This is a genomic window from Candidatus Nitrososphaera gargensis Ga9.2, from assembly GCF_000303155.1.
Lineage (GTDB): Archaea > Thermoproteota > Nitrososphaeria > Nitrososphaerales > Nitrososphaeraceae > Nitrososphaera > Nitrososphaera gargensis.
Map to the genome: position 1 here is coordinate 273,929 of NC_018719.1, position 22,552 is coordinate 296,480.

Genomic DNA, 22,552 nt, shown 5'->3' on the forward strand with positions numbered 1-22,552 from the left:
GTCCGAAAGTCCTATTTTGTAACAAAGTTCACATTTTAGGCTTCGGGGAATGTTACGACTTAGGGGTTTCCAGAAATGCTAGGCAGCAAAGAAGGCGTCGATGACCAGTTCATCGGGATCATAGACGACCTCGTGGTAATGTCCGAGAACGACTCTGAGCTGGCTGAGGGGCTCAAGTGGATCGATGCCCAGTCGCAGAAGAACGGCGTCACATTTTACGAGATGGCCATGATAATCCTGAGAAAGCACATGGCCGAGAGAAGGGCCAAAGAGTGGCTAAAGAACAAGCTCAGCCAGTAGTAGCAGTAGCCGAGCGAACTGCCTTGTTGACCACTTCTTGTATTCTTGAGTCTGTAACATCAGGCACGATGTTGAACGGGCTCAGCCTGTCCTTTGGTATGAGATCTGCTAGTGCACAAGCCACGTTCACGAGCAATTGCTGGCTTATCTTCCGTATCCTGTTGTCAAGGATAGCCCTCATTGTGAATGGGAAGACCAGCGCGTTGTTAGCCCTATTCTCAAACTTGTAGCTGCCCGTGGCTATCACCTTTGCCCCGGCGTCAAACGCCTCCTTTGGATGTATCTCGGGGTCAGGGTTTGTGAGCGGGAATATTATAGGGTCCTTGCTCATAGACCTCACCATCTCGGCAGTCAATAGCTTCTTGACTCCAGAGACTCCGATAAAGACATCTCTGCCCCTGACGGCGTCTGCAAGAGTGGTGACTCCCTCTTTGTGGTTCGTTATCAAGGCAAGCTCGTACTTGTACCTGTTCATTGTCTCTGGAGCCCTCGCCTTTGAGATGACGCCATGAGAATCTATGACTACCATGTCCCTTATCCCTATCGCATACAAAATTTTCACGATGCCATAGCCGGCAGAGCCTGCGCCGGCCACAAGCACACTGGTGTCCTCCGGCTTTCTCTTTGTGAGCCGCAGCGCGTTGAGAAGAGCAGCGAGAGTGACAACAGCGGTGCCGTGCTGGTCGTCGTGGAAGACTGGGATGTCTAGCTCCTCTGTGAGCCTGTCGACTATCTCAAGAACCTTCGGGGTCTCGATATCCTCGATGTTGATGCCGCCAAAGACTGGAGCAATGTTCTTGACCGTCCTTACTATTTCGTCGGCGTTAGTAGTCTGCAGGCATATCGGGAACGCATCGACGTTGCCAAACTGCTTGTACAGTACGGCCTTGCCTTCCATCACAGGAAGAGCGGCCTCCGGCCCTAGCGACCCAAGGCCAAGCGTCCTCGTGCCATCGGTCACGATGGCCACATTGTTCCACTTGCTCGTGTATTCATATGCCTTTTGCCTGTCAGCCGCTATCTCTAGGCAGACTTCTGCCACGCCGGGTGTGTAAGCAATGCTGATTTCATGGGGAGACCTTGCAGAAACCTTGCTTCGCACTTCAATCTTGCCGCGGACACGCCTGTGCAGCTCAAGTGCCTGCTGGCCAAGGGTGGCCTTTGGTTTGCCGCGCGGCTTTTTTCTCCTTTTCTGTAAGCTTTCCATTTTTTGTACCTGCTGTGTGCTCTCTGTCTGTTTCATGTAGCCTATTTAAGAAGTGTGCTGCTGCTCCTGCCTGCCTGAAAGCGGCGTGTACTCGCAGCCCATCGGCCCGCAGTACTTGCCCACATAGACCGCCTTTGGGCGGTAGAGCGCCGGCTTGGGCGCCGCTTCTGCAAACTTTTCCTCAATGACATGAGCCGACCAGCCTGCAATCCTTGATATCGCGAAAATGGGCGTGTTAAGGTCCATCGGGATGCCCATGCTGTAGTAGAGCGATGCGCTGTAGAGATCAACGTTTGGGTATATCGCCTGCCTCTTGTGCTCCAGCATGTACTTTTTGGTGGCGCGCTCGACCCGCTCGGTGATCTCGTACCACTTGTTGTTCTTTTCTCTTGAAATTTCCTTCGACAGCCTTGCCAAAACATCTGCGCGCGGATCGGTTGTCCTGTAGACAGCGTGGCCCATGCCCATTATCCTGCCGCCCGACTGGAGCCGGCTTGCGACCCACTTGTCTACGTTGGCCGGGTCGGCTATCTCTAGCAACATCTTCATCACCTGGACGTTTGCGCCGCCATGGAGCTCGCCGGAGAGCGCGCCGACAGCGCCGCTGATGCAGGCGTACATGTGCGCCCTTGTCGAAGCTATCTCACGCGCTGCAAAGGTGGAAGCGTTAAAGCTGTGCTCTGCGTGCAGAATGAGGCAGATATCCATCACCTTGACTTCTTCGGCCGATGGCTCGACCCCTCTCAGCATGTAGAGAAAGTTGGCTGCGTGCGATCCTTCCTCCAACGGGTCGACAACATGCTGGCCGTTTCTCACCCTGTTCCAGGCGGCCACGATAGCCGGTATCTTTGCGATAAGAGTGATCGCGCGCCTGACGTGGGCCTCTTTGGAGCTGTCCTCGATGTTGAGGTCATAGTCGGCCAGCTCTGAAACACATGACTGCAGGACATCCATCGGCTGGGCGCGCTTGGGCCGGTTCTTCAGATTCTTTATCAGGGGTTCCGGGATTCCCCGCGCCTCAGTGAGCCGGCGGCTGAAATCCTTGAGCTGGCTTGCAGTAGGCAGCTCGCCAAAAAGCAATAGGTAGGCGGTCTCTTCAAAGGTAGAATGTTTGACGAGATCAAGAATGTCGTAGCCACGATAGATGAGCTTGCCGTTCTCGCCGTCGATAGAGCATATCTTTGTGTCGGCAACTTCGATGTTGCGAAGCCCGATGTTGCGTGCATCCATTTATTATGGGAGCTATTGCCCTCAGTTTCTATATTAAAGTAATGTATCATCTTTGTTGAGCGTGATGTAAGGATGCTTACTCTTTTTGGCGAGACTCGAACATTTATTAAAAGACTTTTGGCTGCCTTGTACCGTTGAAGAAAAAAGGCGGGGGCGTGACGTACCGGGACGCCGGGGTCGACGTGGGCAAGATACGCACGGCGCAAAAGTCGATAGGCGAGATAATTTCTGCAACTCATCGCATGGCTGCGGCAGGCAAGGTGGTGTCGGGCTTTGGCCACTACGCTGGCCTGATCAAGCTCGGGCGTGAGCTCCTTGCCCTCCATTCTGATGGCGTCGGCACAAAGGTGCTCGTTGCGCAGCTAATGAACAAATTCGATACCATAGGGATAGACTGCGTTGCAATGAACGTCAACGATGTCATTTGCGTCGGTGCGCAGCCTGTCGGCTTTATAGATTACGTCGCCCTCAGGCAGCCAAACGAGGAGCTCCTGCAGGAAATAGCAAAGGGGCTGGTGGAAGGCGCAAGGCAGTCGCAGATGGCGATAGTCGGCGGCGAGACTGCCATCCTGCCAGATGTCATAACAGGCGAAGGAGAGAACGCGTTCGACCTCGCAGGGATGGTCATGGGGGTAGTGGTAAAGGGCAAGCCGATCTTGGGAAGCGCAATCAAGCCCGGCGATGTTATACTAGGGGTTGAAAGCAGCGGGCTCCACTCTAACGGCTATACGCTTGCGCGCAAGGTCTTGCTGTCAAAGTATTCCGTCGACGACAACGCCGAACATCTTGTACAGACAGTGGGCGAAGAGCTCCTGATCCCGACCAAAATCTATGTCAGGCCGGTTATGGAAATCATAAAGAAGAAAAAGATCAAAGTGCATGGCCTTGCAAACATTACCGGCGGCTCGTTCACAAAGCTGTCCCGGCTCAACGTCAGGGTAAGGTACGACCTTGACGACCTGCCGGCGCCGACAGGCATATTTCGGCAGATACAGGTCGATGGTGAGATCGAAAGCAGAGAGATGTACCGCACGTTCAACATGGGCGTGGGCTTTTGCGTCATTGCACCAAAGGCAAGCACCGACGACATAATCAGTGTCTTTGCAAAGTACAAGATGCACTGTAGAGCCATTGGCAGGATAGAAAAGGGCAGTGGCGAAGTCGCTGCCAAAATAGACGGCAGAAAAGAAGCACTGTAAACAAAAATTAATATGCGTTCTTCTGTAATTGTCCAGAATTGCTCTCAGTGACTGACAACAACAATAGCAGCTATCAGCAGGCCTGCAGATCGATCGCCGAGCAGATCGAGAGCAGGAAACTACTGTCAGTCAGGCAGGCCCTCAAGGTTGTCAGGGAAGTGGCATCGGCCTACCATCTGGACACGATGCCAAAGAACGAGCACATCATTCATCATATTCATGATAATCGCTACCGGCGTCTATTGATGGTCAAGCCGGCCAAGACAGCGTCTGGCGTAGCAGTAGTTGCGGTGATGCCCAAGCCATACGAGTGCCCACATGGCAGGTGCACCTACTGCCCAGGTGGCATCGAATTCAACACGCCGCTCAGCTATACCGGCACAGAGCCGGCGACAAAGGCCGCGCAAAAGTTCAGTTACGACCCATACCAGCAGGTATGCGGCAAGATGGAGCAGCTGCAATCAAGAGGCCACGACACTGGCAAGACCGAGATCGTGATCGTGGGGGGCACCTTTCCATTTATGCCTGCAGACTACCAGAGGGAGTTTGCAAAATCGTGCTATGACGCTCTCAACGGCAGGAGATCATCTAGCCTGCAAGAAGCGATATCCATCAACGAGACTGCAGACAACAGGTGCGTCGGGTTCACAGTTGAAACAAAGCCCGATTATTGCAAAGAGCCGCATATTGACCTGATGCTCGAGCTTGGGGTAACAAGGGTAGAGATCGGTGTCCAGTCGCTTCGCAATAGCGTCTACAAACTGGTGAACAGAGGGCATACGCTTGACGATGTGGTTGACGCATTTAGGATTGCACGGGACGCCGGCTACAAGATAGTCGCGCACATGATGCCTGGCCTGCCGGGTAGCTCACCTGAAAAAGATGTCGAGGACTTCAGGCGGCTATTTGAAGATGATGCTTTCAAGCCGGACATGCTAAAGATCTACCCGACGCTTGTGCTGGAACACACCGGCCTCTTCAGGATGCACAAGGCCGGCAAGTATCGAGCTTACTCTGATGATGATTTTGTCAATGTCATAGTTGAAGCAAAGAAGGTGGTGCCAGAGTGGGTACGTATAATGCGTGTGCAGCGTGAAATAGAGTCAAAGGACATTGTTGCTGGACCCAAGAGCGGCAACCTCCGGCAGATCGTACTGCAAAGGCTGAGGCAGCAGGGCTATAGGTGCAGGTGCATCAGGTGCAGGGAAACCGGCCTGCAGAGGAGGTACCCTGATGAAGACGAAGTTACGCTGAGAAGGACTGATTACTCTGCTTCAGGTGGACGAGAAGTATTCCTGTCATATGAAAGCAAGGACGGCGACACCATACTTGGCTTTCTGCGGCTGCGCAGGGTGGCAAAGCCTCACAGGAACGAGCTTGGCGGAGCCGCCATAGTGCGCGAACTCCATGTGTACGGGCAGGCGGTGAGCGTCGGAAGCAAAGAGATCGATGGCAGCTACCAGCACAGAGGGTATGGCACAAAATTGCTAAGGGAAGCCGAGCGCATTGCAAAAGACGAATTTGGAGTCACCAAGATCGCAGTAATTAGCGCCATCGGCACAAGACAATACTACAAGAAGAAGCTGGGTTACTGTCAGGACGGCCCGTACGTTTCAAAGGTGTTGTTATAGTAAAAATGGAAGAGCAAATCGGCAAGGGCACGTGGATAGACAAGGTCGCAGACATCTTGATAAAGAGGGAGAAAAAGCTGGGCCGAAGCCTGGATCTGATAAGGGTCGAGAGCGGGCTTGGCGCGTCCGGCATACCTCATATTGGCAGTATGGGCGATGCAGTGAGAGCATATGGCATCGCGCTTGCGCTTCAGAACTTTGGCTTCAAGTCCGAACTTGTTGCTTATTCAGACGACATGGATGGTCTGCGCAAGATCCCGCATGGCCTGCCCGACTGGCTGCAGGAGCATATCGCCCGGCCGGTGTCAAGCATCCCAGACCCGTTTGGCAGCTGCCACGCCTCCTATGGCGCGCACATGAGCAGCCTCCTTTTAGACGGGCTTGACAAGGCAGGGATCAAGTACCGCTTCCAGAGCGGCAGGGAGGCGTACAAGCAGGGGCTGCTTGTCAACCAGATCGACACCATATTGAAGAGCAGCGCCAAGCTGGGGCAGAAAATAGCCGAGTTCGTGGGGCAGGACAAGTACATCGAAGTGCTCCCGTATTTCCCGGTGTGCCACAACTGCGGCCGGCTCTACACTGCTGTTGCACAAAAATACCTGCCTGATGAAAAGAAAGTCACGTATGTCTGCTCTGGCAGCAGGATCGGCAAGGCTGATGTAAAGGGCTGCGGGCACAGGGGCGAGGCCGACATTGCCAAGGGCGAGGGCAAGCTTGCATGGAAGGTAGAGTTTGGTGCGAGATGGGCGGCTTTTGACATCCGCTTTGAGGCGTATGGCAAGGACATCATGGACTCTGTCAGGGTCAACGACTGGGTGGCGGATGAAATTCTCGGTTACGCCCACCCGCTGCACGTCAAGTATGAAATGTTCCTTGACAAGTCTGGCAAAAAGATAAGCAAGTCTGCCGGCAACGTGCTGACGCCCCAGATGTGGCTGCGCTACGGCACGCCTGAATCGATACTGCTTCTGCTGTTCAAGCGCATAACAGGCACGCGCCACGTCGGGCTGGATGACGTGCCAGTCCTGATGAAGGAGTACGATGATCTTGAAGACATTTACTTTGGCAGGGTAAAGGTCGACAACCCTGCCAAGCTGGTCAAGGACAGGGGCCTCTACGAGTACATCAACAAGCTCCAGCCGCCCAAGCAGCCAGGCCCGCATGTATCCTACCAGCTCATCGCGCAGCAGGCCGCCATTTTCCCGTCTGGCGAGGAGGACAGGTACGACAAGATCTTTAACAGGCTTGTGACCTACAACATTGCAAAAGACAAGACCGACGCTATCATGCAAAAGATAAGGTTAGCGTCCAACTGGGCTGACGACAATATGGCTCGGGAAGAAAAGTTTGACATCAAGCTCTCCGATGCGCAAAGAAAGGCCATTATCGACCTGATAGAGGCGATCAAGCCTTTTGCAGGCATGCAGAGCACCCCTGACAACGCCAAAGAGTTACAGTCAAAGGTGTTTGATGTTGCAAGGAACAACGGCATGGAGCCAAAAGAGTTCTTTACCCTGCTCTATCGGATGTTCCTTAACGCCGACAGGGGTCCGAGGATAGGCAACTACTTTTTGGATCTTGGCATAGACAGAGCTATCAGCGTTTTACAGAGATACCTATGACTCTCTATTGGAGACTAACAGCTAGCTGATCTAATCTTCAACAAGATGCTAGAGCAACCATATTTCAATCTCCACTATTTGGAGATTCGCGTTTTAACATTTTGAAGGCACGAGAAACAAACTATTCTGAATATCCTTTCAATCTCCACTATTTGGAGATTCGCGTTTTAACTACAGATTTCTTGCAATTCTAACGCTCAAAGATGAATGCTTTCAATCTCCACTATTTGGAGATTCGCGTTTTAACTGACTGGCATTGTAATACCGCCAGATTGGCTAGGTACTTTCAATCTCCACTATTTGGAGATTCGCGTTTTAACCAGATGAAAATATGAGTTTACATTTACTGCATGTATACTCTTTCAATCTCCACTATTTGGAGATTCGCGTTTTAACTCTCTGTCTGGTTCATGCCGTTGTTCCGCGTAGGTGCCTTTCAATCTCCACTATTTGGAGATTCGCGTTTTAACCAAAGCGTCAGCAACCAGGTAAATGAGCGCATGCAACAAACTTTCAATCTCCACTATTTGGAGATTCGCGTTTTAACTACAACCTCTGGCTATCGGGCTACAATCCCCGGGAGATAAGCTTTCAATCTCCACTATTTGGAGATTCGCGTTTTAACTAGACGTTCATGCACTTTGTTAAGATGTTTGAAGTTCCTCTTTCAATCTCCACTATTTGGAGATTCGCGTTTTAACTTATGTGTTAGAGGTCATTACCCGCGACTGGTACTTCTTTCAATCTCCACTATTTGGAGATTCGCGTTTTAACTCAATATGGAATTTTCGCCAGAGAAAAACGGCGTGGTGCACTTTCAATCTCCACTATTTGGAGATTCGCGTTTTAACAATACTACAAAAAGATGCGCAAGATGTATGGCAACATTTACCTTTCAATCTCCACTATTTGGAGATTCGCGTTTTAACGGGCATTTATGCAGTTAGCTTTTACGAGATAGGCAAACCTCTTTCAATCTCCACTATTTGGAGATTCGCGTTTTAACGTATTGGAGAAAGGCGCAACTACATGAGTGAGATATTCTGCTTTCAATCTCCACTATTTGGAGATTCGCGTTTTAACTTACAAAACAGTGTTTACCACTATGTGGGCATAGCACTTTCAATCTCCACTATTTGGAGATTCGCGTTTTAACGAGCGATGCCAAGAACCCTAGGCCCATGAATCCAGTATGGGCCTTTCAATCTCCACTATTTGGAGATTCGCGTTTTAACTTGTTTCCATGTCCATAAGCTTGATGACTTGCATGTAAGCTTTCAATCTCCACTATTTGGAGATTCGCGTTTTAACAGATACGACAGTGAAAAAAGAGCAGCAGCGTCGTATTATTTCTTTCAATCTCCACTATTTGGAGATTCGCGTTTTAACGTACCATACGTGACTCCATCGAAAACGACGCCAACATCTTTCAATCTCCACTATTTGGAGATTCGCGTTTTAACGTTGACAGACAGGAGCGCCTTTAGGAACGTGTCAGGCGCTTTCAATCTCCACTATTTGGAGATTCGCGTTTTAACTGCTTGTGTGGGTATCAGTCGGCGACAAATTCAAGCCCTTCTTTCAATCTCCACTATTTGGAGATTCGCGTTTTAACCTGAATGTCTTGTTTGCTTCCTGCTCTACGATTTTCCCCTTTCAATCTCCACTATTTGGAGATTCGCGTTTTAACCTTGTTCAATACTGCTAGATGGGCCTCCCAGTCAACTTTCAATCTCCACTATTTGGAGATTCGCGTTTTAACTCGTTAACGTCGGAGTAAACGACTTTCATGTTATTGTAATCCTTTCAATCTCCACTATTTGGAGATTCGCGTTTTAACAAGAAGGCAAGAGAAACAGTTGATGTCACCGACTATACGGTCTTTCAATCTCCACTATTTGGAGATTCGCGTTTTAACAAGACTCCTGAAACGGTGGGATTCGCTCAACCACATAGGCTTTCAATCTCCACTATTTGGAGATTCGCGTTTTAACCTGGTAGCCAGGCTATCCCTGCCAGGCCACGCTTGGCACCACTTTCAATCTCCACTATTTGGAGATTCGCGTTTTAACAACAAGTACAAACGGAATAGACATAGATAATAGATATAGGCTTTCAATCTCCACTATTTGGAGATTCGCGTTTTAACGCAGAACGGCAGAGTGCTGAGTGCTGACCTATCCTTTCAATCTCCACTATTTGGAGATTCGCGTTTTAACTGTATTAAACTCCGCTTTCTGACCAAAAGAAACAAAGCTTTCAATCTCCACTATTTGGAGATTCGCGTTTTAACAACGACCATGAGGTCATGGCGTTCCTGTTTGCGTATCAGCCTTTCAATCTCCACTATTTGGAGATTCGCGTTTTAACAGGAGCCAGTATTTGAATGTCAACAAGTACAAACGGAATCTTTCAATCTCCACTATTTGGAGATTCGCGTTTTAACCAGGGCCCGCTCTCACCAAGGAACAAGTCGTCTACAATCTCTTTCAATCTCCACTATTTGGAGATTCGCGTTTTAACGAATCCATGTTCCTGCGTATGTCGCAAGCGTCCCCTGACTTTCAATCTCCACTATTTGGAGATTCGCGTTTTAACGCCATGGCCGAAGCCACTTGGGCTGGCATGTATGTCCCTTTCAATCTCCACTATTTGGAGATTCGCGTTTTAACGCTTTGGTGTCTGGTACAGATCGCAAGGCGGGCAACTGGACTTTCAATCTCCACTATTTGGAGATTCGCGTTTTAACAGATGAAGCGACTGATCAAGCTCCTAAAAGAAGAATAAACTTTCAATCTCCACTATTTGGAGATTCGCGTTTTAACAGGGCACTTTTTCGGCTCTTTTAGTTAAACCGAGCACGAATTATGCTTCTCAGATAGTTTGGAACCGATTAAGTCTAATTCGCATCCATTCTTATAAAGATAATCGGCGTCTGGTTTGAATTAGAGCAAACCAGCGAACTATTGAACAAATGACATAAAATAGTTGTATTATACTGGTGAAATACCTCATTTTTAATTGAATCCTCAGCCGATTATTGTTATTCTATTTTTTTACTATGGAAAGTTAAAATATTTAATGCTGTAATCATACTATCGTGTATTTTCTTTCAGGCGAAGACCGAAGAAGGCTATTCAAAGGAATAGTCTCCCGCGGAAGGACCATGACGGTAGACGAGAGTTTGAGAGGATGGAACTGGGACAAACCTCCTATCGAGCCGCCATATGATACCATCAAATTAGGAGTGTATGAGGTCGCAAGCCAGTACTGCCAATCAGGGCGAGATGTCTTTGTCAGAAGGATAGATGGAATAAAAGGCGTTCCGTCAAAAGATATGGTTCGCGGCCTAGTGTATCATTACGCCGTAGCTGACGAGATTTCAGTTGCAAAGGCTTACATGTACAAACAGGGGGTTCTAGGAGCTGCAGGTCTGTACGAGCATCTTAAGGCAAAATCGGAAGAAAGATTTGCGTCATACATGCTTACTCATGGCGAATATTTCAGAGAAGCCGCTTTTACTGAAGCAGACATAGAAGAAGTAAAAATGAACCTTGACAAGCTGTGGGGGTACGAAGCGTCTCAGATGGCAGCTTCTATCAAAGCCATCCTGTCAAAGCAGCCAAGGATAGGAATAGACGCGCTTGTACACACTGCCATACCTGTAATAGTAGAACAGAAAATAGACGGCAGCGCTCTTGGGCTGAGCACTCACCTCAGTGTAGACGCCTTCAGCTTTGATTCCATAATCCTTGACTTAAAGACTGGCGAGGAGAAAGAGTTTCACAAGCTTTCAACTACGGGTTATGCTCTAGTATACGAAAGCATATTTGAATATCCAATAAACGTTGGGTGCGTCGTATATGTGAACTTCAGCAACAATTCTCCTGTGCCAATAATCAAAAGAGTTCCCCACCTCATAGACGAGACTCTGAGAAGAGAGTTTCTCGAAGCAAGGGATCTAAGGATGAAGATGATTTATGATAGGCGCGACCCGGGTCTGCCGCGCAAATGCTACGCAAAGTGTCAGTACCTCAGGCATTGTGGAGTAGGGCCGGAACAAATTGAGGTTAGTGCTTAGCGAGTTCGGCCTCTTCCTTGGGCGTAAGCGCAACAGGTACGTTGTCAAAAATGGCAATGCCAAGAACGAAATTCTTAGCACCGACGTAGAGCAGCTTCACATATTGAACCCGGGAGTATCACTTTCTACAAGTGCATTGAGGTTGGCTCTCTCAAACCAGACTCTTGTAGTGCTTGGAAGCAGGAACGGCTGGCCGCACGGATTTGTGATCCCTGCCAAGATATCTGGTACAATAAGGGCAAAGCGAGAGCAGTTCTTGGCATACCATGACTTTCGAGGAGCAGTATTAGCCAAGAAATTTGCATCGGGCAAATCGTTCAACCAGAGAAACCTGCTAAAGCTGTTGTGGAAGAACAGGGTCAAGACCGAGCCGGGTCTTGCAGAAAAAATGTACAAGGCATCAGAAGAGGTTGAAAGGCTCGCAAGAGAAATAGACTCGATAGAAGGCAGCTCTGTTGATAAAATAAGGACTGACGTTATGAACAGGGAAGCGAGGGCATCTAAAGAATATTGGGATGCTGTTTCAAACCTTTTCCCTCCCGAATTAAAGTTCCCTGGCAGAAAGACTAGAGGAGCTACTGATCCTGTGAACGCCATGCTCAACTTTGGCTACAAGGCCATCCTCTTTGTAGAGTGCTGGAAGGCAGTCTATTACTCCGGGCTTGACCCGTACGCCGGCTACCTTCACGCCGACAGGCCCGGCAAGCCATCTCTCGCGCTGGATCTGATGGAAGAATTCAGGCAGCATGTGGTGGACAGGGTGCTGTTCACGATATTCAGCAAAAAGATGCTCAAGATAGATGAAATAATGCAGTTTGACGAAGTAAAGAACCAGCAGAGGCTGAGCAAGCAGACAATTCAGGTTCTGATAGGAGAAATTACAGGCCAGCTTGAAAGCGAAGTTGCATACGGCAGAAATAGCGGCGAGCGCTGCTTAATGAAAAATGTCATCCAGAACCAATCCAGAGCCCTTGTAAGCTATTTGATGAACCCTTCAAAGGAATACGACCCTTTCGAGCTTGCTTGGTGATTGTGATAGATGCGGTACATAATAGTCTACGACATAACGGATGACAACCTGCGGACGCTAACATCGGAGACCTTGAAGGATTACGGCCTGAAGAGGATCCAAAAGAGCGCTTTTATGGGCAGCCTAAAAAAGCATGCCCTCAACTCTCTTTTGACAGATCTGCGCAGGATGGTAAATGTTGACAGCGTCATAGTATTTCCTCTTTGCGACTCGGATTTCAGAAACATGGTATCGATAGGCAAAGAGTTTGTGGAAGAGGAAAAGCAAGATGTCCAGTTCTTTTAATGACGAGTATTCGTTCAATGACGCTGCAGAGAATTCAATCTCTGTCACTGACATAAAACACTACTTTTACTGCCCCAAGATAATCTACTTTGACAAGGTCATGCATGCAGACGCTGTACTGAGCTCGCAGCAAGAAGATGCCAAAAAGACACACAAAGAAAAGGAGAAGAAGGACAAGAGGAGAAAAACAATGTTCTATGAGGAACAATTTCCAAACTGCGTGAAGCTGTTCAACATACACATGTACTCTGAATCGCTACGCGTTGAGGGAGTCGTTGACTGCATGATAGTAAATGGCAATGAACGCATTCCCGTAGACTACAAGCGGATGTTTTCAAAGAAAGGCGAAGCGTGGACGGATCACAGGTTCCAGCTGACAGCCTATGCCCTTTTGCTAGAGGAGCAGTATTCAACGATTGTTAGAAGAGGGTTTGTCTACTATTTGCCTGAAGATAAGGCGGTCGAAGTAAAGATAACAGAAAGCATGAAGACCTATCTGAAGAAGACGGTGAAAGCGATACAAAACGTAATTGAGAGCGGAGAAGAGCCTGTGGCTAGAATTCCTAAGTCAAGATGCACAGGAGGCTGCGGCTATCTGTGGATCTGCGGTGGCATTTGGAATAGGAGACATTAATTTCAAAAGGTTTAAATGTATTATATTGTAATATTTGTATTACAGTATAACATGCGAGCAGTCATGGACTCGGATGCCTTAATAAAGATCACTAAATCTTCGGTCAAGGAAACGGTACTTTCGAATATATCCACAGATATACCCAAGAAGGTAGAACAAGAAACAGTCGATGACGGAAAGAAAAGTGGTCATCCTGATGCTGTTGTAATTGAGCGCAACATACAAGCAGGCAAAATTAAAGTCAGCGAAACTAGAAGCTCAGATGTTTCTGAACGAATAATTGCCAGTTTGAATATTTCAGGTGGAGAATCAGATTCTTTAAGGCTATTTAGCAACAACAGGAGCAATTATGATTGCATAATAACAGACGATCAAAAATTTATTGATCTGATAGATGGCTTAGAGATTCCATTTTTGACGCCGTCGGCACTGCTTGTATATTTGGTCAATCAAAAGAGAGTATCGCCGGATCAGGCTCTGCAATATTTAGACAAGATGAAACCTATGATAAGCAAAGAAGAGTATATTTTGACCAAGGAGGAACTGAGTAAGTAATGTCGTCAGCGCTTGGCAGCAATAATAGCAGCATAAAAACAGTTAGAATTCCAAATAAGCTTCTTAAAGTCATAAAGTATAGGGCAAGAACTGAGGGAATCGACGAGTCTACCGCTATGCGCCAACTAATAGCAATTGGAGCTAAAAATTATGCAGTTGACATGTACAGGAACGGCAAACTAACTCTAAACGATGCGGCGGCACTTACGGACATGACTGTCAGAGAGATGATAGACCTCCTGCTGGATCGGGGCGTAACGGGTAATGTAAGAATGGACCAGCAACGAAAAGCAATAGAATTTGCATTGAAAAAGCTTTGACAGTTTAATTCCTGAGTTCTAAATTTCTCCTCTCTTCCTTCTTCGATTTTCTATTATTATGTCAGATACGGATATGCCTCTGGTAAATATGTCTCTTATTTCCTCTTCCTCTTCTTTTGTGTACTTTTTCCCTAATTGGAATTCAAGTTCCTTGGCTATTTTCTCAAATTCCTTTTTCCTTTGGCTTTGCTGATGGGTTGTAGCCTTTGTTCTTGCTTTGCCATTGCATTACAAATCTGTATACAGCACTCTACCGTATAAAATTGTAGCAAGTCTGAATAATGCGGCTTCGCGACAGCAAGACAATTTTTAAGATACACGAGAACTGCGGCTATCTATAGATATGCGGAGGTATTTGGAAAGAAAAATATGATTAAAGCTATCTCAACTCTGTATTGTAATGGCGCTGTAGCTTATTGACAGATTTTGCTCTTCTATGAAGAGCTGGATAGGTTTTCGAAAAATTGTTTTGCAGAATTCATTCCGAATACTTTCTTTTGTTTAAGATCATGATCAAGCTTTAGAAGCATCAGTTTATCCAAGAGCTCTCCGTTTACGTATCCATCTAAGAAATAGTAGAGTAACTTGTCAAGCAGATCAATGGACAAATCTCGGTAATTCTTATTGGATATGTATAGCGAGAATAAGGCGTTTACAACGCTAGGGTAATTCTCTTCATTCTGTAAGTAGCCTTTAAACCATCTAATGATTAACCTTCTTAGCTGCGAAAAATAATATACTTTCTTCTTATCTCTGCCTAGTACAAACAACACGAGGGTAGTATCATCATTTATTTCAAGATCGTTTTCAATTAGATCTTTTTGTCCAGTTTGTGTAAGTTGAGCAATTAATTCAGCTCTATCTGTTGTCCTTTCCTTTATCCAGTAAACGAAAGAAGAGACCACCAAAAAAGGAAAGGTGAATTCAGTCATGGGAGGGCGAAACCTTTCATTAGCAAATAATGTATTAAAAACTGCAAGTTTCATCCCTAATGGCTCTTTTGCCTTTTTACTGTCGAAGACGATGTTTTGCTTATCGATCAGGTCTTGACGAAAGTTGTCTATCAATTGCGATCTGGTATTGGTTATGTTGACAATATAGGGCCCCTTGTATACTCCTGTCAAGATTAGATAAAGAAATTCATATAATTCATTCTCGCTAGGTTCTTTTTCATCCTTCAAATAGAAGTTTCTTGCCATTTGCGGAGATATGATCGTAGGAACAACAGATGCGGTATATCGTTTATCAGATAAAGAATCTTGAATCAACTTGTTGCATATTTTGAGAATATTATCTGGATCAGTCTTTAATTCCCTTATGTCTCCATGCATATGTTGCTGAGTCAAATTCTGAATGATAGGTAACGAGTAACGTCTGTTTACTTCCTTGCTAAAATACTGTTCAAGCGCTACTTTAAAGTCAGTCTTCATGAGCCTCGACCAACAAAGCCGTATGTGCTATTGTAAACTTTGTCTCTAAAGTTGATTACTGGACAAACAATCTTTTCTTCGACTGAAAGTCCTTTTAGCCACCATATAGGAACAGATACTGCTAAACTCTTTATCTCTCTAAACAACATATTTCTTTCGCCATAATCCAAGGTTTTCATATTCTTTCCCAAAGCCTTTCTTAGAATCGCTATTTTCTCTTTCTCACCCGGGTCTATGCATTCGTGATGAGGTATTATCAAAGTGGTAAAGCTTTCTCTATATGACATAATTCTCATCAATTCTTCTTCACTGTAGGAAAGGGAGAAAAAGAATTCTAGGATTTCCTCGAAGGAGCCAAAACTGATCTCTTTATAGACCCTGTCAATCCCTTTCTGAAGCAAATCATATGTATAAATACGATCATACTGATCTATCAACTGCTTTTCATTTTCCAATGCACTTCCTTGGAACTTCTCAATTTCATTAAAGGCTTTTAGTTCATCTTGACTATAAGGATAGTACTTCTCATTTTTTATGTCAGGTCGGAAGATAAGAACATTCGTTTCGTTTATCCTTCCACCATATCTGTTAACTCTCCCAAACCTTTGGATTAGGGAAGGAACTGGTGACAATTCTGTCATCATAAAATCGTAAGACACGTCAAGGGAAACTTCACACACTTGGGTAGCGATCAGTACATGGGGATTACGTTTCAATTCCTCTATCTTTTTCTCTTTGTAAACCCTATCTCTATACATAAATCTCCCATGCAAAAGAACATATGGTTTCTTCATTTCATCAAGTTTTCTGGCAACCGCCACAGCTTTTTCTACCGTGTTTGCAATGATTAACACCTTCTTGCTTGACAAGCTATTAACATAATCAAGGTGTTTTTCGATATCGTCATTCTTATACTCAAACATTATCCTTCTTTTTCTCCTGAATCCTTCATCAAAATTTAACCAGCAATCGTCGCCTAGTCTAAGTTCTTTGCTCAGATACCCTTTCAGTGCCGAAGAAAATGTGGCTGACATTGCAAGAAACTTTAGATTATAAACTTGCCTGTACTTCTTTAGAAAGTAAACAAGTATTGTGAGCATTAATGGATTCAACAGATGAATTTCATCAAGCACAATACCCGCATTTCTAAACATAACTCTTTTTCTATAATATTTGCCATTTTGTAAGAAGGAAAGTAGAAACTGATCTATCGTAGTTATAATATATGGGCAAAGGAAATATTCTGTGAGTAAAGTATTACCTACCAAATCGAGATCTTCGCTTGCTCCTGAGCTAGGCTCTTCGATATAAGCATCGTAAAAGTAAAAATACTTACGAGCTTTCTCTCCGACCTCCTTGTTTAGCTTCTCGTAAAATTGATTTATTGCAGATATAGTTGGAAATAGGTAAAAGATCTTACTGGCGTTCTTGTTCATGAAGAAGATCAGAGATGCACTGGTTTTTCCCCATCCAGTATATGCCTTCAACATTCCAAAAGACGGCAAGCTTGATAATCTTAGTTGTTCATTCCATCGAGCATCAACTGATCCTATTATTCTCTTGACAATGCCTTCGTTTACCTCTGGTAGTTCCATCTTAAAGCGCTGTAGATTAGATGCTGATAATGCATCTGCGACCTTAAAGAGTCCGAATGTATCGATCAAATTAACCCTATGGTCAAAATCTAATTCCTTTATTCTCTTTTCAATAATTCTCCGTTCAATGAATGGTTTTACACCATTGTAGTCTCTTATTACATCACCTAACGACCCATGATGTTTAAAGATAAGATACCAAAGAATATTGGTAAGTTTCGTATCTTCCTTGAAATAGCATTTGTTATCAATACAATACCTTACCGATAGAGGAGAATGCGGCGGATTCTTATCATTATTGATACTCCATTTGTTAGACCTTTTGCCATAATCGTGATATTCTGCTAGATAATCAAGAATTTCATGGTATTCTTTGTTAAGACCATAGAAGTCAAGGAGGTCTTTTCCTAGAGCTTTGACTTCATTTATATGAGTTAAAAGAGTCTTTCCTTGATGAGATAACTTCTGATCCAGTTCAGACCATTCATACATCTAGTTCCTATCTCCTGTCAGATAAAAGTCATGGAGACTGTAGAGTCCAATACCATAAGCTTTGACGCATGAAACTGTTCTTGATAATTTCAAACTGCCATCTAGAATAAAATGAAAGTTTGGACTTGCGTCTAGTTTATGCATCACTGGCAAAATCTGAATCTCTGTTTTACCGTCAGACTTAATTTCGTCAACCCAAGACGAAGGAGCATAATTGTTTACTATATCGCAATTTTCAACATCTACTAAATTACTATGTACTTGGAAATCCTTTACAAAGAAATCATTCTGGCCGCCGTATGGCAGATATTCAACTTGGCGACTTAATTTTTCCATGAATACTTCTAATCTATTTACGCTACCTGACATTGCAATAACGTATGTTGGCTCATTTACGATCAAAGTCTTTGCAACTCCTATTGTTGGATTTGATGGTTTATCTTGAAAGAATGTCACATTTTCACCTACAATTCCCTTGTACCGCTTGATAGCCGCACCAAAAAGGATATCATGAAATTCTTGATGCAGATTGTTTCTCGAAATTCCTAGCATTGCACCAAAAATTCCGGCTACAGATGTGGGAAGTGGTATTAGATAGCTCTGTCTGAAGCCTTTTGTATAATGTACTTTAAAAAGGGCTTCAAAAAAAGAGACCTCTACAACAAGCGCCTTTATCATAGCTATTGCAAGAAGCTGATAATTCTGCCTATTGCATCGCTCAAAGAAGGAGAGCTGAACCCATTAACTGGTTTATCTAATGCATTATGGTAATCAATCAGATAGGCTTCTTTTATGTTGTTTCTTATTTCGGGTCTTGACATCATCAGGTTTAACATATCTATACTGAGCATAATCGTTTTGTCATTGACATAATCAAGATATTGGTATATTGGCAAGGGTCCCCTTTCTGAAAGGGTTACAAGAGATACGTAGTACTCTGGTATGTTTAACGAGTTAGTTCGCCTCGGCAATACATAAGTTGGTGTCAAGAGGATTTCAAGAAAATCCTTTATTCGTTTGTTTCTTTCTTCACGTTTTAATTCCCATTCTTTTTTCTCATCGCTACTTTTCAAACCTACGTATTCGTAAATCAAACAGTTTAGCCTTCCGATAAACTCTGCGACTTCTATCTCAAATGGAACAGGATTTTCTCCGTCTCCATCTGTCCTAGGGAACCTCGCAGCAAATTCTGATTTAATTGGTGTATTGCGCAATGATTTTAGATATGAAATCGCAATAGGCGCTTGCCTTCTTAAAGCAATTACGCCCTTCTTCTGCCCTTCCTCTTTCTTAGGTGCATGCATGTACCCAAAAAGATCATTATCAATATACTTCACAGGATTTCCACTATCTAATAATTGATCACCTTTCTTTTGGTAAGGATCGATATCGTACGATCTTTGTCGCAGAGCCTCTCGTATAGCAAATTTTATGGCCCTTGCGGATACGAATGGTAAAACTTCACCGTCAGAGGAATACATTTTTTTCAAGGTAGCTCTGTTCCCTATGACCTCATCTGCATTGACGTTTCCAACAATTTTTGCTAATATTGAAATTTGTACGACCTTGCCCATAATACTCACTCTCTTAAGGACAAGGCTCCTAATAGACCGCCAAGAACTGAGGACTTCATGTAATAGAACTTATCAGCAAACCAGTTTTGTTCAAACAGCAAGCCATGCATACTAACGTCAAGATTTATGTTTCGATTTGTACGATAATCAGTTATTTGATTTGCAAGTTTTTCAAGAAACCTGCCGGGAGTTTCCTCTGCTCTTATTTCGAATATCAGTTTTCTCAATAACTCTTCATCTTTTTTCTTTATATTCATGCCAATACTGAAGGCCCATGAATAGAGCGTATCATACATCTCGTTATAATGTATAATTGTTATATTTAACAATTTTTCAGAAATATTGAAAGCTTTTAAGCGGAAAGCTTTACCACACCAAATCCTGCAGTTCTCTCCATTCCAACATTTGAATATTCTGCAAACTTGGCAAGCTTGTTTGTAATCAGGCGAAACTGCGGATTTTCGCTACTGTCATCTATCCTATAAGCGCACCATCCGGTGAACCCTATCTTCAGGGTCTTTCCTGCCGTGACGGTAAGCGTATGCAGGTCATAAGCCGAGACTGTCACATTCTTTTCCATCCATTCTTTATACTTTTCAAAGACCTTCTTGCCAAATTTCTCAGGCATGCACGAATCCCATGCTCTCATAAGGTTAGGAAATACCGATAGCGGCTCTGGGAATACCTGATCAAACTTGGAGCCTATCTTTGCCAAATGAGTTGGAGTCTCAAAATAAAGCCTAAAAAGCTTGGAGTCCTGCACCTTTGTAAAATCTTCGGACTTGATAGTCAGTGAAGACACTTTAAAGGCCGTATCATAGATCATCAGGCTCTCATTGGATGAAAAATAGTCAATTGCGCTCTTTGCTATTCTGTCATCGAGGAACCGGATTTTGAAAATGCATGGAGTCGATGCATCGAGCTGGTAGCCGTCTGCAAGCTTTTTTGTTGACCTAAAGTACAGAGGAGTAACAGAATACGGCTTGATGGCGTTTGGCTCGTGCAGGTCCTGCGAAAGCGCAGGGTCTACCCTGTTTAGAATGTGCAGAGCTAGACCCCTTGCTACGTAGCCTGTGAAAAGAGGCATCTTGACACTCTTTTCAGCAAATGTCTTTACTTCAAGCTCTGTAACCAATAAATCAGTAATAGTATCAAGGATACTGATATATTGTTACCCCTAAACAGACTGTCTCTTGTTATTAAGCAGAAGCCGACAAGTCCCACTTATCTTCGATGATATTCTTTTCTTCGGTAGTAATATCATATAGTCTGTAAACTAGCTTGTCAATTTCGGTATCAAGTTCTTTATTTCCTTCTCTACTCTTGCCCTCATCTGTTCTTTTATCGCCATTTGCTCAGTTGCTGGTTTAACATTAGCATTCTATCAACTTTGCATATCGTAATCCACATCCTCTACTTGAGCGAGTTTAATTCTCTCTTCATGAGCTCGGTATCTGCCATCAATTTGGGTCGGTTCCTTTCAAATCTAGCTTGTAGTTTTTGAAAAGCTAGGAGTTGTCTCCTGAATTTAGCTTTCAGCTTTTCATCTACGGTTTTATCAATTTCTGCTTGTATGGTAGATATCATAGTTCTGAAGAATTCTGGTTGTTCCTTTACAAATTGCTCCCGTTTTTCTATAATCTTTTCAACCACTTCAGCCCATGATGGCTCGTCATCTTTTTTCTTAATCGTCGTTTGCTAGTCACCCCTCCCAAGTCTCCCTTGTTATCTTGTCGATATTCTTCCTGGTCTTTTCCGAGATTCTAACTAACTCGAATAGCTGAGTCACGCGCAAGTCGTCAATCTTTTCCTCTGCTGCCCACTTGTTGATAGTCTTTCTTATTGCATCCCAGAAAGCTGTCCTGTTGTACTCCATCCTTGCAGCTGAAGCCAATAGCTTCAGGTCAATGTCAGCGACCATTCGCTCGATTGCAAGCTGCTGATCGATTTCTCCTGCTTTTTTCAAGTATGACAAAAGTCGGGCCCTCTGTGCTTCTAGCCTGTCGACCTGCTTGGCGTAATTGTCTTCGAAGTTGATCCCTTCGCGGTCCTTGCCAATCTCCCTATAGAGAACAAAGATGTCGTTACGAATAGTGTTCTTGTCCACCTTCATCTGATCAGCTATGGCAGCCACAGGAAGGCCGCTCTCAAAGTGAAGACGATAGACTTCTTTGCGTCTTTTTGCAATTTCTGACTTATTATGAGGTTTTGATTTCTGCCTCAGTTTGCCAAGATTTGTTATCATCTTTTTGTTTTCTTCAATAAATTCTGGGTTTATGTCAAGGCCGCCAAAGTAATCCTGTTCTTGTTCAGGACTTCCCTCCATTCATCTACTCCTCCACCAGTACCACGAATATTGTACATGCATATAAGGTAGGATACACTAAGGGGAGAGGGAGTCCACTCCAGTTCAATCAGTGCCAGATATTGTTGAACGAGTTTCAATCAAAGCAAACTAAATCTGGAGCCCCTTGAAAAACTCCGGAATCTTTTTTGCAGCTCCTCGAGACTGTCCGTTGCTTTCTTACTTGATACTACTCCATCTCACCACTCTTTGGATACAGCGCGTCCCACAATTTCAGGGGAAACCGTTAACTTGTACTGCGTACCGTACCCATGTCTTCCTTTGGAGCTAGTTTGAGAGAGATAGCACAAGCCCCGTATTCTCTAGCTCGACTAAAAGCTCAGATACCCTTCGATAAGTTAAAGCTCAGGTTCCTTCTTGAACAAGATTACAATATCGATCATACAGTGAGGAGGTAGAGTGCCAATCCTCTCCGTTCACATACGTATCTTTTGCTATTGCAGCCGCAACAAGTCTAAAGTGGTAAGAAGCTGTAGATAGTACCAAGCTTATTCTGTCCTTTTGCAGTTGCTCAGCTGCTCTATCCACATGTTTCTTTTCTATTGCCTCACTTTTTGAAGAGGCGATCTCCGCAGCTACTCTCAACAAGTCGATGGCCCTTCTCGCATCGCCATGCTCTGACGAGCTCATTTCTGCGCAATATTCCAATACAGTCGGATCTACTGGCTTTGAAAACGCTGCTGATGCCCTGTCATTCAGTATTTGCAGCACATCCTTTTTCGTATAAGCGTTGAAGAATATCTCCGAAGATCCGATCCTTGACCTTACCCTGTCGTCTTTCTCGTAATCCGACATTACATTGTTAGAAATAGCAACAATAGACACAAGATGCCCCTGCTCTCTCAGCTTTTCTTCCATCACCAATAATTTGTAAATGAAATCAGAGGGCTTGCCGCGCCTATCATAAAATAAGACGTCGAATTCGTCCAGCGCCAGCACAAAGAGCTTGTTTTTTGTCCCTATCAATTTAGACATAATCAGTACTTGGCAATAACGAGTTTG

The 22,552-nt window shown here is 44.8% G+C and carries 21 protein-coding genes and 1 CRISPR repeat array; of the genes, 10 read left to right on the forward strand and 11 right to left on the reverse strand.

Annotation, left to right across the window (positions count from 1 at the left end; all coding sequences use genetic code 11):
* Positions 1 to 75 precede the first annotated feature (75 nt).
* Positions 76 to 300, forward strand: coding sequence for a hypothetical protein (locus NGAR_RS01705; protein ID WP_015017865.1), 225 nt, complete (start codon positions 76 to 78; stop codon positions 298 to 300).
* Here NGAR_RS01705 and NGAR_RS01710 read toward each other — a convergent pair.
* Together NGAR_RS01710 and NGAR_RS01715 are read right to left on the reverse strand one after the other, a co-directional pair.
* Entirely contained in the window at positions 290 to 1,507 is a 1,218-nt protein-coding gene (locus tag NGAR_RS01710; protein WP_148680810.1) for an NAD(P)-dependent malic enzyme, read from the reverse strand. The genes NGAR_RS01705 and NGAR_RS01710 overlap by 11 nt on opposite strands.
* A gap of 45 nt (positions 1,508 to 1,552) precedes the next feature.
* Positions 1,553 to 2,737, reverse strand: a complete 1,185-nt coding sequence (locus tag NGAR_RS01715; RefSeq protein ID WP_015017867.1) for a citrate/2-methylcitrate synthase — start codon at positions 2,735 to 2,737, stop codon at positions 1,553 to 1,555.
* A gap of 134 nt (positions 2,738 to 2,871) precedes the next feature.
* On the opposite strand from NGAR_RS01715, the gene purM reads away from it, so the two are divergent.
* The 9 genes from purM to NGAR_RS01760 all read left to right on the forward strand — a co-directional run bounded on the left by purM (position 2,872) and on the right by NGAR_RS01760 (position 14,094).
* Entirely contained in the window at positions 2,872 to 3,936 is a 1,065-nt protein-coding gene (gene purM, locus NGAR_RS01720) for a phosphoribosylformylglycinamidine cyclo-ligase (protein ID WP_015017868.1), read from the forward strand.
* Positions 3,937 to 3,983: 47 nt separating this feature from the next.
* Positions 3,984 to 5,567 (forward strand): tRNA uridine(34) 5-carboxymethylaminomethyl modification radical SAM/GNAT enzyme Elp3, encoded by a 1,584-nt coding sequence (locus NGAR_RS01725; protein WP_015017869.1) that lies wholly within the window; start codon positions 3,984 to 3,986, stop codon positions 5,565 to 5,567.
* A gap of 5 nt (positions 5,568 to 5,572) precedes the next feature.
* Complete coding sequence (lysS, locus tag NGAR_RS01730) at positions 5,573 to 7,189, forward strand: lysine--tRNA ligase (protein ID WP_015017870.1); 1,617 nt, start codon at positions 5,573 to 5,575, stop codon at positions 7,187 to 7,189.
* A 61-nt stretch (positions 7,190 to 7,250) separates the two neighbouring features.
* A CRISPR array of direct repeats spans positions 7,251 to 10,014; the repeat unit is 37 nt; unit sequence CTTTCAATCTCCACTATTTGGAGATTCGCGTTTTAAC.
* A gap of 275 nt (positions 10,015 to 10,289) precedes the next feature.
* Positions 10,290 to 11,270 (forward strand): type I-A CRISPR-associated protein Cas4/Csa1, encoded by a 981-nt coding sequence (gene cas4a, locus NGAR_RS01735; RefSeq protein WP_015017872.1) that lies wholly within the window; start codon positions 10,290 to 10,292, stop codon positions 11,268 to 11,270.
* Positions 11,263 to 12,300 carry a CRISPR-associated endonuclease Cas1 gene (cas1, locus tag NGAR_RS01740; protein ID WP_015017873.1) on the forward strand — a complete coding sequence of 346 codons (1,038 nt, stop codon included), beginning with the start codon at positions 11,263 to 11,265 and terminating at the stop codon, positions 12,298 to 12,300. The genes cas4a and cas1 overlap by 8 nt, the downstream gene beginning before the upstream one ends.
* A gap of 9 nt (positions 12,301 to 12,309) precedes the next feature.
* On the forward strand, positions 12,310 to 12,585 hold the full coding sequence (gene cas2, locus NGAR_RS01745; RefSeq protein ID WP_015017874.1) for a CRISPR-associated endonuclease Cas2: 276 nt from the start codon (positions 12,310 to 12,312) through the stop codon (positions 12,583 to 12,585).
* Complete coding sequence (gene cas4, locus NGAR_RS01750; protein ID WP_015017875.1) at positions 12,569 to 13,219, forward strand: CRISPR-associated protein Cas4; 651 nt, start codon at positions 12,569 to 12,571, stop codon at positions 13,217 to 13,219. The genes cas2 and cas4 overlap by 17 nt, the downstream gene beginning before the upstream one ends.
* A 63-nt stretch (positions 13,220 to 13,282) precedes the next feature.
* Positions 13,283 to 13,774, forward strand: coding sequence for a hypothetical protein (locus NGAR_RS01755; RefSeq protein ID WP_148680813.1), 492 nt, complete (start codon positions 13,283 to 13,285; stop codon positions 13,772 to 13,774).
* A complete protein-coding gene (locus tag NGAR_RS01760) occupies positions 13,774 to 14,094 on the forward strand; it encodes a UPF0175 family protein (RefSeq protein WP_015017877.1) in 321 nt (106 codons plus the stop codon). The genes NGAR_RS01755 and NGAR_RS01760 overlap by 1 nt, the downstream gene beginning before the upstream one ends.
* A 434-nt stretch (positions 14,095 to 14,528) precedes the next feature.
* On the opposite strand, the gene NGAR_RS01765 is transcribed toward NGAR_RS01760, so the two are convergent.
* The 9 genes from NGAR_RS01765 to NGAR_RS01805 form a co-directional block, all read right to left on the reverse strand.
* Positions 14,529 to 15,524 (reverse strand): hypothetical protein, encoded by a 996-nt coding sequence (locus NGAR_RS01765; protein WP_015017878.1) that lies wholly within the window; start codon positions 15,522 to 15,524, stop codon positions 14,529 to 14,531.
* On the reverse strand, positions 15,521 to 17,611 hold the full coding sequence (cas3, locus tag NGAR_RS01770) for a CRISPR-associated helicase Cas3' (RefSeq protein ID WP_015017879.1): 2,091 nt from the start codon (positions 17,609 to 17,611) through the stop codon (positions 15,521 to 15,523). Before cas3 ends, NGAR_RS01765 begins: the two co-directional genes overlap by 4 nt.
* A complete protein-coding gene (gene cas5, locus NGAR_RS01775) occupies positions 17,612 to 18,289 on the reverse strand; it encodes a CRISPR-associated protein Cas5 (RefSeq protein ID WP_015017880.1) in 678 nt (225 codons plus the stop codon).
* 2 nt (positions 18,290 to 18,291) lie between these two features.
* Positions 18,292 to 19,185 (reverse strand): type I-B CRISPR-associated protein Cas7/Cst2/DevR, encoded by an 894-nt coding sequence (gene cas7i / locus NGAR_RS01780; protein ID WP_015017881.1) that lies wholly within the window; start codon positions 19,183 to 19,185, stop codon positions 18,292 to 18,294.
* A gap of 5 nt (positions 19,186 to 19,190) precedes the next feature.
* The gene (locus NGAR_RS01785; protein ID WP_148680814.1) at positions 19,191 to 19,514 is read right to left on the reverse strand and encodes a hypothetical protein; all 324 of its coding nucleotides are present in this window, start codon (positions 19,512 to 19,514) and stop codon (positions 19,191 to 19,193) included.
* A 23-nt stretch (positions 19,515 to 19,537) separates the two neighbouring features.
* Positions 19,538 to 20,320, reverse strand: a complete 783-nt coding sequence (gene cas6, locus NGAR_RS01790; protein ID WP_015017883.1) for a CRISPR-associated endoribonuclease Cas6 — start codon at positions 20,318 to 20,320, stop codon at positions 19,538 to 19,540.
* A gap of 278 nt (positions 20,321 to 20,598) precedes the next feature.
* On the reverse strand, positions 20,599 to 20,838 hold the full coding sequence (locus tag NGAR_RS01795; protein WP_015017884.1) for a hypothetical protein: 240 nt from the start codon (positions 20,836 to 20,838) through the stop codon (positions 20,599 to 20,601).
* Positions 20,839 to 20,887: 49 nt separating this feature from the next.
* A complete protein-coding gene (locus NGAR_RS01800; RefSeq protein ID WP_015017885.1) occupies positions 20,888 to 21,511 on the reverse strand; it encodes a hypothetical protein in 624 nt (207 codons plus the stop codon).
* 384 nt (positions 21,512 to 21,895) lie between these two features.
* Positions 21,896 to 22,516, reverse strand: coding sequence for a Cdc6/Cdc18 family protein (locus NGAR_RS01805; RefSeq protein WP_015017886.1), 621 nt, complete (start codon positions 22,514 to 22,516; stop codon positions 21,896 to 21,898).
* Positions 22,517 to 22,552 lie beyond the last annotated feature (36 nt).

Coding starts and splice junctions, on each gene's coding strand:
- cas5 (WP_015017880.1), bottom strand. CDS start 18,289: ATGATAAAGGCGCTTGTTGTAGAGGTCTCTTTTTTTGAAGCCCTTTTT.
- cas2 (WP_015017874.1), top strand. CDS start 12,310: ATGCGGTACATAATAGTCTACGACATAACGGATGACAACCTGCGGACG.
- NGAR_RS01715 (WP_015017867.1), bottom strand. CDS start 2,737: ATGGATGCACGCAACATCGGGCTTCGCAACATCGAAGTTGCCGACACA.
- NGAR_RS01800 (WP_015017885.1), bottom strand. CDS start 21,511: ATGGAGGGAAGTCCTGAACAAGAACAGGATTACTTTGGCGGCCTTGAC.
- lysS (WP_015017870.1), top strand. CDS start 5,573: ATGGAAGAGCAAATCGGCAAGGGCACGTGGATAGACAAGGTCGCAGAC.
- NGAR_RS01765 (WP_015017878.1), bottom strand. CDS start 15,524: ATGAAGACTGACTTTAAAGTAGCGCTTGAACAGTATTTTAGCAAGGAA.
- NGAR_RS01760 (WP_015017877.1), top strand. CDS start 13,774: ATGTCGTCAGCGCTTGGCAGCAATAATAGCAGCATAAAAACAGTTAGA.
- cas3 (WP_015017879.1), bottom strand. CDS start 17,611: ATGTATGAATGGTCTGAACTGGATCAGAAGTTATCTCATCAAGGAAAG.
- NGAR_RS01755 (WP_148680813.1), top strand. CDS start 13,283: ATGGACTCGGATGCCTTAATAAAGATCACTAAATCTTCGGTCAAGGAA.
- cas4 (WP_015017875.1), top strand. CDS start 12,569: ATGTCCAGTTCTTTTAATGACGAGTATTCGTTCAATGACGCTGCAGAG.
- NGAR_RS01710 (WP_148680810.1), bottom strand. CDS start 1,507: ATGGAAAGCTTACAGAAAAGGAGAAAAAAGCCGCGCGGCAAACCAAAG.
- cas7i (WP_015017881.1), bottom strand. CDS start 19,185: ATGGGCAAGGTCGTACAAATTTCAATATTAGCAAAAATTGTTGGAAAC.
- NGAR_RS01705 (WP_015017865.1), top strand. CDS start 76: ATGCTAGGCAGCAAAGAAGGCGTCGATGACCAGTTCATCGGGATCATA.